An 11,660-nucleotide genomic window follows, 5' to 3' on the forward strand; every position below is an offset into this window, starting at 1 on the left:
TAATATATAATATTAATATTATATATTATAATAAACTATCTCTCTCTCCCCCCAATTCTCAAAGCAGTGAATCGACCTAAACGTTACATGTAATATGTAATATTTTGGAATACAGCAGAGGATATCTAACATGGCTTTAGAAACCGACAAGCACTTTGAAACGGCCTTGCAGACAGACTGTTTGCCACGGCAAATCGCCTCTTTTTGGAGTTTAACATCCATTAACGCGCCTCAATCGCGCTTTTCCATGGCTTTCGGCCTGTCATGTATTATCTTTGCAAAAGACAGACAACAGCGCACCACACATCCTGAAAGACAAACAACAGATCCGGCAACCACAGAACTATCCCTGAGAGAGAGGGATTTCTGACAAGCGTAGTGATTACGTTCTGAGAGAGACTGAGACTGACACTCACACACCCATCATCTGCGTCCACAGACCGCTGCGAGGCGTACACCCGGCAGGCAACATGCTACACAAAGCCTTTGAACAAAGCTTTGAAAAAATTACAATATTACATATTACATGTAACATTAACCCCAAAACATACATGATGCACATTGACACCAGACGCAGGCAGAATCGGATAAAAAAAGCAAGAGCGGCAAATAGGAGAATGAGCGTAAACCTTTACGTTGCTTTTCTGTGCAGACAGCATGCAAGCTATCAACAAATTTGATTACCTTTGTGATTAGAAACATATTCATCTAATAAACGAATAACAAAAAACTAATCATGAATGAATTAAAATCCTTGAACAAGCGTACAGCCCCCAAAAGCACTATGCCTGAGAGAATCATCCAGTTTGGAGAAGGTAATTTTCTCCGCGCCTTTGTTGACTGGATTGTCTTCAACATGAATCAGAAGACAGACTTCAACGCTTCTGTCGTTGTAGTTCAACCTATTGAACACGGCATGGTTGACTGGCTCAACGGACAGGATTGCCTCTATCACCTAAATCTGCAAGGAAAAGAAAATGGTCAGCCAGTCAACACGCTGACACGTATTGATGCCATCAGCCGTGCCCTCAACCCCTACACACAGCATCAGGCTTTCATGGCTCTGGCAGAGCAACCCGAGATGCGATTTATCATTTCCAACACCACTGAAGCTGGTATTGCCTTTGATGAAACCTGCAAGTTTGCAGACAAGCCTGCATCCAGCTATCCCGGCAAGCTGGTTCAACTCCTGTTCCACCGTTACCAATATTTCCATGGAGCCCCCGACAAGGGAATGATTATCATGCCGTGTGAACTGATTTTCCTCAATGGGCATCGGCTGAAAGAGTGTATCTATCAATACATAGAACTGTGGAAAGACGACCTCGGAAGTGACTATAAAGGCTTCAAGGATTGGTTTACCGACAATTGCTTCGTCTGTGCAACGCTTGTCGACAGAATTGTTCCAGGCTTCCCTCGTGAAAACATCAGCGAAATCCAACAGCAAATCTGCTATAAGGACAATCTTGTGGTCAAGGCCGAGACTTTCCACCTGTGGGTTATCGAAAAAGCTGAAAACATGACCGTAGAGCAGCTGCAGGAAGAGTTTCCCGCACACAAGGCAGGCCTGCATGTGCTTATCACCGACAATGAGAAACCCTATCATGCGCGCAAAGTGACACTGCTCAACGGTCCCCACACAGTGCTTTCTCCTGTAGCCTACCTGAGTGGTATAGACATTGTCCGTGATGCATGCGAGCACCCAGTGATAGGCAAGTATATTCATAAAGTTCAGTTTGAAGAACTCATGCAGACATTGGACTTGCCCCAAGACGAACTCCAACAGTTTGCCTCTGATGTGCTCGAGCGCTTTGAAAATCCCTTTGTCGATCATCAGGTCACTTCTATCATGCTCAACTCTTTCCCAAAATATGAAACACGCGACCTACCCGGACTGAAAATATATCTGGAAAGGAAAGGCACCCTTCCTCAAGGACTTGTATTTGGCTTGGCAGCCATTATCACTTATTATAAAGGTGGCAACCGTGAAGATGGAACAGCCATTGTTCCAAACGATGACCCTAAAATCATGGATAAACTGACAGAACTCTGGAACACGGCAGACACACGAAAGGTGGCAGAAGGCGTCCTTGCACTCAAAGAGGTATGGCATGAAAACCTCAACAAGACCGTACCTGGACTTACAGAAATGCTCAAGAAACATCTCGACCTCATCCAAGCCAAAGGTATGCTCGAGGCGGTCAAGGAGATTATCTGACACACTTTGAATTGTCACTATACCCTTTATTATCCCTATGACAACGGATAATAAAGGGATTTCTGAAAAACATGGACAGAAAAATAAAAAAAACACTTGAGAAGGCAGCACTGCAATATGAAACAGAGACGTTCCTCTTTGACGATCCCTCTTTTTTCATGCACATACCGGCAGACAATCACGACAAGGAAATCATGGCATTTATAGCCTCCTGCCTAAGCTATGGCCGACGGGAATTATTCTTTCCCAAGATTCAATACATTCTCGACAGTTCTGAAGGAAAACTAAGCAGCTGGCTTCTTTCAGACGCATTCAAAGAAAATATTCCCGACAATCAACAAACGTTCTACAGACTATACACCAACCACACAGTTCATCTGTTCCTCGACAACCTGAAAAGTCTGCTCGTGGCCTATGGCTCCATGGAAAACTTTGCAAGACTTCACACCTGCAATCATCAGGCTATCACACTGATAGAGGCGCTCTGCACATTCTTCAACACAGGAGAACATTCACACATCGTACCGCGCAACACACTGTCAAGTTGCAAAAGACTCTGCATGTTTCTGCGTTGGATGGTACGCAACGACTCCCCTGTCGACCTCGGTCTGTGGAGTGAAATTATTGATAAGCGAACGCTCATCATGCCACTCGACACCCATGTCATTCAAGAGGCCAACCGATTAGGACTTATCACAACAAAAAGCACAAGCATGAAAGCAGCCAACAAACTTACAGCCATCATGCTTGACATATTTCCCGAAGACCCTCTGAAAGGTGACTTCGCACTCTTCGGCTATGGCGTAAACCACTGACCGCGCCTTAATAAACTCTCAACACGTCACCAACTCTTATCTGATAGTCAGGCGAAAGATGATTCATCTTGTAGAGGCTCTTCAATCTGATTCCATACATCTGCGCAATACTATACATGCTTTCATTGGGCCTCACAATATGTGGACGCCCCTTATAAGCCTTATCTGCCCTCTTCTGTTTCTTTTTCAGATAGATAACCTCACCCGGCTGAAGCATATCATCCTTATTACGCTCATTATATCTGGCAATTCGACGATAAGAAATATCAATCTCCTTTCCAATACCCTTGAAAGTATCACCGGCACGTGCAATGATATAATAATTCTGATTATAAATCTTAATGGGATGCAGGGGCATACCCTTTGAAACAGGCTTATCATAACCGCCACGCTTTGCCATGAACTTGTCATACCCAGTGGCCCGGTCAAGTTCATAGAGTTTATAAAGTTCAATGAGTTCTATCAATTTATCCGCATACAGAGGGTTGGTGGCATATCCACAGGCTTTCAAGCCACGAGCCCACCCACGGTAATCTGTACGCCGAAGCGAGAACAAACTACGGTATCTTACGTTATTCCGAAGAAAGTTACTGTGATCCTCATAACTTTGCATCGCATTATCGTATGCCCTAAAGCATTCATTACGTTCATCATCATCATGATAAATAGTGTTTCCAAGCCAATCATGACACTTTATTCCAAAATGATTGTTTCCCTTGACGGTAAGCTCACTTCTGCCAGCCCCACTTTCAAAGACTCCCTGAGCCAAAGTGATACTTGCAGGAATGTTATAGCGGAGCATTTCTTCAATGGCAAGGTTCTTGTACTGGTCTATATATCCCTGATATACAGAATTCCAACGCATCTGTGCAGTCATATTCGATGCCGCAAACAGACAAAGAAACAAGAATATCGACATTTTTTTCATCATGGCAACAAATTTACGAAATATAAGAAAAAACCACAAAGAAAAATAGTGGCTTTTATTAATTATTAGTATTTTTGCAACATGTCTTACGATAAACAGATAATCATGGCTTTGGGGTCTAATCATAATCCTCTGCAAAACATATCCCATGCAGAAGTGATATTGAAACAGTTGTTCCCAGACATCACTTTTTCCAAACGACTGTGGACAAATCCCATAGGCATGACTTCTCCCCAATTTCTCAACACACTTGCCATTTGCTCTACGAAAGAGAGTCTCAAAGAAACACTCCATGACATCAAACACATCGAACTTCTATGCGGTGACACGCAGTCTCAGCGTAAGGAAAAGATTGTCGCCATGGACATCGACATCCTTAAATATGGAAGCCAGAAGCTTCATGAAAACGATTGGAATCGTCCCTATATCCAGCAACTCCTTAAAGAAATGAAACTAAAATGAAAAAACTCTTTTTGATTTTAGCACTCTTCACGAGTCTTTATGCCGAAGCACAACACTTCGATGATTACTTTACAGATGCAACGCTCCGCATTGATTACATTTTCTCAGGCAACGCCAAGCATCAGGAAATCTCATTAGATAAGCTCAATCGCTCGCCGCGATGGTATGGAAAGCACAAAAGACTGGCAGAAATTCCAGTAGAGGGAAATGGACAAATTACAGTGCGCCACCACCATACGGGTAACGTGATTTATAGAAATTCATTTTCAACGCTCTTCCAGGAATGGCTCTCTTATGACGAAGCAAAAACTACTTCAAGAAGTTTTGAAAACGTTTTTCTCGTACCTATGCCCAAAGATACCGTAGACATCACTATCGATTTACGCAACAACAGACGAGAGGTTACGACAAGCTTTACCCACCAGGTGGTTCCCTCTGACATTCTTATCCGAAAGATTGGGTACAACAAACGCACGCCATTTATACAGATGCTCGCTCCAAAAGATACAAGCAACTGTATTCACATTGCCTATATTGCAGAAGGATATCAGCCCGCAGAGATGCCGACATTTATCAGCGATGTAAACAATGCCATGGAAGCATTATTTGCCCATGAACCTTTCAAAAGCATGAAAGACCGCTTTTCTGTTGTAGCCGTTGAAGCTCCTTCAAAAGACAGTGGAACCAGCGAACCCTCTAAAGGTATCTGGAAAAACACAGCATTAAGCAGCCACTTCGATACATTCTATAGTGACCGATATCTAACTACGCTCAATATCAAGGATTTACATGATTGGCTCTCAGGTATTCCCTACGAGCATATTATCGTTCTTGTAAACACAGACCATTATGGAGGAGGTGGTATTCTGAATTCCTACAATCTTTCCATGGCTCACCATCGACTGACACGCCCTGTCGTGGTTCATGAGTTTGGACATAGCTTTGCAGGCCTTGCTGATGAATATGGCTATGAATATGAACAAATTCCCATGTATCCACACGATATTGAACCATGGGAACCAAACATTACGACCCTGGTCGACTTCCATGGCAAATGGGAAGACCTCATCCAAAAGAAAACACCAATACCGACTCCACCTACAGCAGCCAACCGACATCATGTTGGCGTTTATGAGGGTGCTGGCTATGCCCTTAAAGGCGTCTACCGTCCAACGATGGATTGCCGAATGCGCACAAATGAAAACCCAGAATTCTGTCCTGCATGCCAAAGAGCTATTACCCGTCTGATTGAATTCTATACAAAATAGAAAACTTAAACATATAGGCAATATCATCATTAGAACACCAATGTTCAAAGTCTAATTCTTTGTCGCAACGAAAAAAATTAGTAACTTTGCGCAAATAATAGAATACAATAAATTAAAAGATAAGCTATGCTTACACTTAAACTCATCAGTGAGGAAACTGAACGTGTGATTAAAGGCCTGGAGAAAAAGCACTTTGAAGGTGCTCGTGAGGCTGTAGAAAAAGTTTTAGAATACGACAAAATCCGTCGTGAGGCTCAGCAGAAGCTTGACTCCAATAAACAACAACAAAATCAACTGGCTAAGCAGATTGGTGGTTTGATGAAAGAAGGCAAGAAAGAAGAAGCCGAAAAAATCAAGAACACTGTTGCTGAATTGAAAGCTACCGACAAGGCACTCCAAGAAATCATGGACAAGGCACAGGGGGATATGACGCAGACACTCCTTGACATTCCAAACATTCCAAACGACAGAGTTCCGGAAGGCAAAGATGCAAGTAGCAATGTTGTTATCAAAGAAGATATCACTAACATGCCTCAATTGGGCGATGATGCCCTCTGCCATTGGGACTTGTTGAAGAAATATAATCTCGTAAACTTCGACCTCGGGGTGAAGATTACGGGGGCAGGTTTCCCAGTATATATCGGCAAAATGGCACGTTTCCAGCGTGCACTCGAAGCTTTCTTCCTTGATGAAGCACGCAAGTCGGGTTATGTAGAAATCCAACCTCCTTATGTTGTCAATGAAGCTTCGGGCTTGGGCACAGGTCAGCTTCCTGACAAGGAAGGGCAGATGTATCATGCCAATCTTGACAACCTTTTCTTGATACCTACAGCAGAAGTCCCCGTGACCAATATCTTCCGCGACGAGATTCTTGACGAGAAAGACCTGCCCATCAAGCATTGTGCCTACTCTGCTTGTTTCCGCCGTGAAGCAGGAAGTTATGGTAAAGATGTGCGTGGACTGAACCGTCTGCATCAGTTTGACAAGGTTGAGATTGTGCGTATTGATACTCCCGAACATTCTTATCAGTCATGGCAAGAGATGCTCGATCATGTGGAAGGTTTGCTGAAAAAACTTGAATTACCTTACCACTTGCTTCTACTTTGTGGCGGTGATATGAGTTTCACATCAAGCATCTGCGTAGATTTTGAAACCTATTCAGCAGCCCAGCACCGCTGGTTGGAGGTTTCATCGGTTTCAAACTTCGAAAGCTATCAGGCTAACCGCCTGCATTGTCGCTATCGTCATGCAGAGGACAAGAAGATAGAACTCTGTCACACACTGAATGGTTCGGCTCTTGCTTTACCACGTATTGTTGCTACAATTCTGGAGAACAACCAGACCCCACAAGGTATTCGTGTGCCCAGAGTGCTCGTACCTTATTGTGGTTTCGAATATCTTGATGACAAGAACAATTAATACATAAGGAAATCAGTATTGTTGAGCGTAACAGCTTTTCAATACTGATTTTCTACCTTTCAGGCGAACTATTACACACAAAAACATTATCTAATCTTCCATGAACAAAATCATTTCAAAAAGACAGTTTTCCGAGAAGGTGTTCTGTTTCGACATTGAAGCACCACTGATAGCCCAGAGCCGACGCGCAGGAAACTTTGTTATTGTCAGAGTAGACAAGAACAGTGAGCGTATGCCTTTAACCATTGCTGACGCTGACAAAGTGCGAGGAACTATCAAACTTGTTGTACAGAAAGTTGGACTTTCATCTACCAAACTTTGCAACCTCAATAAAGGTGATGAGGTGGCTGATGTGGTAGGACCATTAGGAAATCCCACACATATTGAGAATTTCGGTACAGTCATCTGTGCAGGAGGTGGTGTTGGCGTGGCCCCCATGCTTCCTATTATCCGTGCATTGAAGGAAGCAGGCAACCGTGTTCTATCTGTTTTGGCAGGTCGTAATAAAGAATTGATTATACTTGAAGACGAAGTAAGAGCTTCAAGTGACCAAACGATAATCATGACCGATGATGGAAGTTATGGTGAAAAAGGTGTTGTTACTGTGGGTATCGAGAAACTGATACAACAGGAACATATTGATAAAGCATTTGCCATCGGTCCACCCATCATGATGAAGTTCTGCTGTCTTCTCACTCAGAAATACAATATCCCAACCGATGTTTCACTGAATACCATCATGGTTGACGGTACAGGTATGTGTGGCGCTTGCCGTCTGACAATTGGAGGTAAGACAAAATTTGTCTGTATAGATGGGCCTGAATTTGACGGTGCATTGGTTGACTGGGACGAGATGTTCAAGCGCATGGGCACTTTTAAAGCCGTGGAAAAGGAAGAAATGGAGCATTATCAAGAACATCTCTGCCTACCTGAGACAGGGCCTTCTGTCCCATCAGCATCCCCTATCCCTCTCCCCAAGCACACTCCTCTGCCCCAGCAGGAACCTCTCAAAGCCAAGGACCGGGTGAAAATTCCACGTGTCCGTATGCCCGAACTCGACCCAGCTTATCGTGCAACAACACGGTTGGAAGAGGTCAATCAAGGTTTGACTGCAGAAATGGCTATGCGCGAAGCCCAACGATGTCTCGACTGTAAGCACCCAAGCTGTGTGGAAGGCTGTCCCGTAAACATAAATATACCGGGCTTTATCAAGCAGATTGAAAAGGGCGAATTTATTGAGGCAGCCCGCATTCTCAAGCAAACTTCTGCCCTTCCTGCTGTTTGTGGTCGAGTATGTCCACAGGAAAAGCAGTGTGAAAGTCGATGCATACACCACAAAATGAAAAGCGAACCTGTTGCCATTGGATATTTGGAACGCTTTGCCGCAGACTACGAACGCGAGAGTGGACAAACTGTTTTACCGGAAATGGCAGCCTCAAACGGCATCAAAGTGGCTGTAGTTGGCTCGGGGCCATCTGGACTTAGCTTTGCCGGTGACATGGCAAAGAATGGTTTTGATGTTTATGTGTTCGAAGCTTTGCATGAAATTGGCGGTGTGTTGAAATATGGTATACCCGAATTCCGTCTGCCCAACCGCATCGTAGAGGCAGAGATTGACAATCTTCGCAAGATGGGTGTACACTTCCAAACAGATGTTATCATAGGTAAAACTATCAGTATAGCCGAACTGAAAGCCAAAGGTTTCCAAGGAATCTTTGTTGGTTCGGGTGCGGGATTGCCTAATTTCATGGACATTCCTGGCGAGAACGCGCTGAATATCATGTCGAGCAATGAATATCTGACTCGTGTAAACCTCATGGATGCAGCCAATCCTCATACCGACACTCCTATCAACTTAGGCAAGAAAGTCCTCGTTGTGGGTGGCGGAAATACAGCCATGGACTCCTGCCGTACAGCTAAACGATTAGGCGCTGATGTCACTTTGGTCTACCGGCGCAGTGAAGCTGAGATGCCAGCCCGCATTGAAGAGGTGAAACATGCCAAGGAGGAAGGCATTCAATTCCTTACACTTCACAATCCGAAAGAATATCTGACAGATGACAATGGAGCCGTAAAAGCAGCCATTCTTGATGTCATGCAACTCGGAGAACCCGATCAAAGTGGACGCAGAAGGCCAGAAACGACAGGGCAAACTATCACGATAGTATGTGACCAAGTGATAGTAGCAGTGGGCGTTTCGCCTAATCCTTTAGTACCGCAAAGCATTGAAGGGCTGGCGCTCGGTCGTAAGAATACGATTGCTGTCAACGAACAGATGCAGTCTAACCTGCCCAAAATCTATGCGGGTGGTGACATTGTTCGTGGTGGAGCCACGGTAATCTTAGCCATGGGTGATGGCCGACGTGCAGCTGAAAACATGGCCAAACAACTGACAAAGAGCTAAAATAAGAATACCATAAAGCCCAAAAAGACTTGAAAAGCAGTCTTTTCCAAAAGAATAAAACAAAATAAAACTCAAGGGAAATATAACTTTTCAAGTCGTTCTATTGATAAAACCTCTCTAAAATACCAAGGGGCAGACAAACAACCATTTTGTATAACTTCTTTTTATACTTGAACAAGTAAGAGATTATAAAAAAAAGAAAGTTGCAAGGCAAGCAGGAGCTATGAAAAGAAGACTTCTCTTATTGCCTTAACACACAAAACTTCCTATGTAAAAAAAATCACTATTTTTAGGGATTGTATATCCTGACTGTCTTCCATACCTTTGCTCAATAGAAAGATATTCATTCTTTTGTGCACTCAATGATACTGTGTATTTCTTTTCGCTTAAAGATATAGATGAATAATTCCCACTTTCCACATTGACAACAATAAAATAGAATATATGGTTAAAAGTAAACTTACAAATGTATCTGAGACCATGCTGATAACGCTATGGGCAAAGGCTGAAGAAACCAAACGTGCGGATGCTCTGCTGCATGATGAAAAGGCTGTAGAAATTATGGAGAAAATAGAATATGATTTTTCCAAGTTCAGCAAGGCAAAATTCTCACAGGCAGGATGCTGTGTCAGGGCGAGCCTAATTGATGCAGAAATCCGAGATTTCCTCTATAATCATCCAGACGCAGTGGTTATCCAACTGGGAGCCGGTATAGATGCCCGGTATGAACGACTTCATCGTCCGTCAGTAACACACTGGTACGACTTGGATATTGAGGATGCTATCAGACTACGTCGCCAGTTGTTGTCTGAAAGTGAACGAAACACCTATATAACATCTTCCATGTTTGAGTATGGTTGGACAGAAATCGTGAAATCCCATGGAAAACCAATCCTCATCATCATTGAAGGTGTATTGATGTACTTTGAACCAGAAAAGATAAAGGCCTTTTTTCATGAACTTTGCACCCGCTTCGACAATGCTACCATAGTGTTCGACATGTTAGCTTTCGCTTTGGTTGGCCATTCCGGACAGCATGACTCTCTACGGAAAGTAGATAAAGACATAGAATTCAAATGGTCACTGCTAAACACAAGGGATATGGAAGCATGGAATCCAAAGATAAAGCTCGAAAAAGAATTCTACATGAGCAAATACGATCATGGGCGTTTTCCTTTCATTTTCAGAATGCTTTATAAAATTCCTTATTTCTTCCGCCATTACAACCAGCGTGTGGTAAAACTGGCCATTAAGACATGAGTTTAATATAAACTCTATACTATTGTCTTTCTTTTGTCAATGATATCACATATCCATTGACAGTCTCTTAGTAGTATTTGTATATTTCTTCATTGATTACAGAATGTTTTGTACAACATGGTATTGTGGGAATATATACTTTTTATTACCTTTGCAAGCTGTAAATAATATAATTCAAAAACATGACACAAATTTTCAAAAAATCAATCCTTTCTGCCATTCTGCTCATCCAGACAGGCCTGATGATGGCACAAGATGTTCCGGAAAAGCTACTTGGTGTTTATAAAGGAAAAGCTACCACTACACTAATTATCAACGAAGGAGAAACTAAAAAGTAAGAAGCAGAGAAAGTCTTTGATGTAGAAATTATCAAGACTGGAAATGACACGAAGTTAGTACTGAAAGACTTTAAATTAGGAGATGATGAATTCAAAGAAATTCCATTCCATGGATTAGGAGCCAATTATGAAGCTGGGAAAAAGCGTTGGAATATTTTTCCTGGTTCCCTACTCTCTGGAGAGAAATATGAAACAAAAGACAATAAGCAGATAATGCTTTGGGGGGCTATAGATAATAATTACAGTTTTGTGTACGAAGATGGTCGGATAGAACTAACCTTTGAAATTTTCTCTGATAAGGCAAAGAAATACAAACAGGAATTCAAAGGCAAGAATACGACAACAAATATCAAGAGCCTCCGTGCCAAGAAGCTTACCAATAGTATAGTCTATGATCTTTCTGGCCGACGTGTACACCAGCCGAAAAAAGGCTTATACATCATCAATGGCAAGAAGATTGTCAAATAATCCCTTCCCTATTGATAGGCAGAAAAAACGTTCTACCTATTACTTCATAAGAGTTGGCTCCACCTACCTCTACAATATTG

The 11,660-nt window shown here is 42.7% G+C and carries 11 protein-coding genes; 10 read left to right on the forward strand and 1 reads right to left on the reverse strand.

Going from position 1 to position 11,660, the window contains the following annotated elements; all coding sequences use genetic code 11:
• Positions 1-130: 130 nt before the first annotated feature.
• The 3 genes from HMPREF2983_RS13785 (at position 131) to HMPREF2983_RS05940 (ending at position 3,033) form a co-directional block, all read left to right on the forward strand.
• Complete coding sequence (locus HMPREF2983_RS13785) at positions 131-370, forward strand: hypothetical protein (RefSeq protein ID WP_141757631.1); 240 nt, start codon at positions 131-133, stop codon at positions 368-370.
• Between the two features lie 366 nt (positions 371-736).
• Entirely contained in the window at positions 737-2,218 is a 1,482-nt protein-coding gene (locus HMPREF2983_RS05935) for a tagaturonate reductase (RefSeq protein WP_070667364.1), read from the forward strand.
• 71 nt (positions 2,219-2,289) lie between these two features.
• The gene (locus HMPREF2983_RS05940; protein ID WP_004374991.1) at positions 2,290-3,033 is read left to right on the forward strand and encodes a TIGR02757 family protein; all 744 of its coding nucleotides are present in this window, start codon (positions 2,290-2,292) and stop codon (positions 3,031-3,033) included.
• Positions 3,034-3,040: 7 nt separating this feature from the next.
• Here HMPREF2983_RS05940 and HMPREF2983_RS05945 read toward each other — a convergent pair whose 3' ends face one another.
• Positions 3,041-3,964 carry a glucosaminidase domain-containing protein gene (locus HMPREF2983_RS05945; RefSeq protein WP_018920408.1) on the reverse strand — a complete coding sequence of 308 codons (924 nt, stop codon included), beginning with the start codon at positions 3,962-3,964 and terminating at the stop codon, positions 3,041-3,043.
• A gap of 78 nt (positions 3,965-4,042) precedes the next feature.
• On the opposite strand from HMPREF2983_RS05945, the gene HMPREF2983_RS05950 reads away from it, so the two are divergent.
• From HMPREF2983_RS05950 to HMPREF2983_RS14295, 7 genes are all read left to right on the forward strand, one after another.
• Positions 4,043-4,423 (forward strand): 2-amino-4-hydroxy-6-hydroxymethyldihydropteridine diphosphokinase, encoded by a 381-nt coding sequence (locus tag HMPREF2983_RS05950; protein WP_018920409.1) that lies wholly within the window; start codon positions 4,043-4,045, stop codon positions 4,421-4,423.
• Positions 4,420-5,691 carry a M64 family metallopeptidase gene (locus tag HMPREF2983_RS05955; RefSeq protein WP_004374988.1) on the forward strand — a complete coding sequence of 424 codons (1,272 nt, stop codon included), beginning with the start codon at positions 4,420-4,422 and terminating at the stop codon, positions 5,689-5,691. The genes HMPREF2983_RS05950 and HMPREF2983_RS05955 overlap by 4 nt, the downstream gene beginning before the upstream one ends.
• A gap of 126 nt (positions 5,692-5,817) precedes the next feature.
• Positions 5,818-7,110 carry a serine--tRNA ligase gene (gene serS, locus HMPREF2983_RS05960; protein WP_070667365.1) on the forward strand — a complete coding sequence of 431 codons (1,293 nt, stop codon included), beginning with the start codon at positions 5,818-5,820 and terminating at the stop codon, positions 7,108-7,110.
• 100 nt (positions 7,111-7,210) lie between these two features.
• Complete coding sequence (locus HMPREF2983_RS05965; RefSeq protein ID WP_070667366.1) at positions 7,211-9,514, forward strand: bifunctional dihydroorotate dehydrogenase B NAD binding subunit/NADPH-dependent glutamate synthase; 2,304 nt, start codon at positions 7,211-7,213, stop codon at positions 9,512-9,514.
• A 444-nt stretch (positions 9,515-9,958) separates the two neighbouring features.
• A complete protein-coding gene (locus tag HMPREF2983_RS05970) occupies positions 9,959-10,774 on the forward strand; it encodes a class I SAM-dependent methyltransferase (RefSeq protein WP_070667367.1) in 816 nt (271 codons plus the stop codon).
• A 182-nt stretch (positions 10,775-10,956) separates the two neighbouring features.
• On the forward strand, positions 10,957-11,112 hold the full coding sequence (locus HMPREF2983_RS14290; protein ID WP_246829359.1) for a hypothetical protein: 156 nt from the start codon (positions 10,957-10,959) through the stop codon (positions 11,110-11,112).
• A 249-nt stretch (positions 11,113-11,361) separates the two neighbouring features.
• Positions 11,362-11,580, forward strand: coding sequence for a hypothetical protein (locus tag HMPREF2983_RS14295; protein ID WP_246829360.1), 219 nt, complete (start codon positions 11,362-11,364; stop codon positions 11,578-11,580).
• The last annotated feature ends 80 nt before the right edge of the window (positions 11,581-11,660 follow it).

It is taken from the genome of Prevotella sp. HMSC077E09, from assembly GCF_001814685.1.
Lineage (GTDB): Bacteria > Bacteroidota > Bacteroidia > Bacteroidales > Bacteroidaceae > Prevotella > Prevotella oris.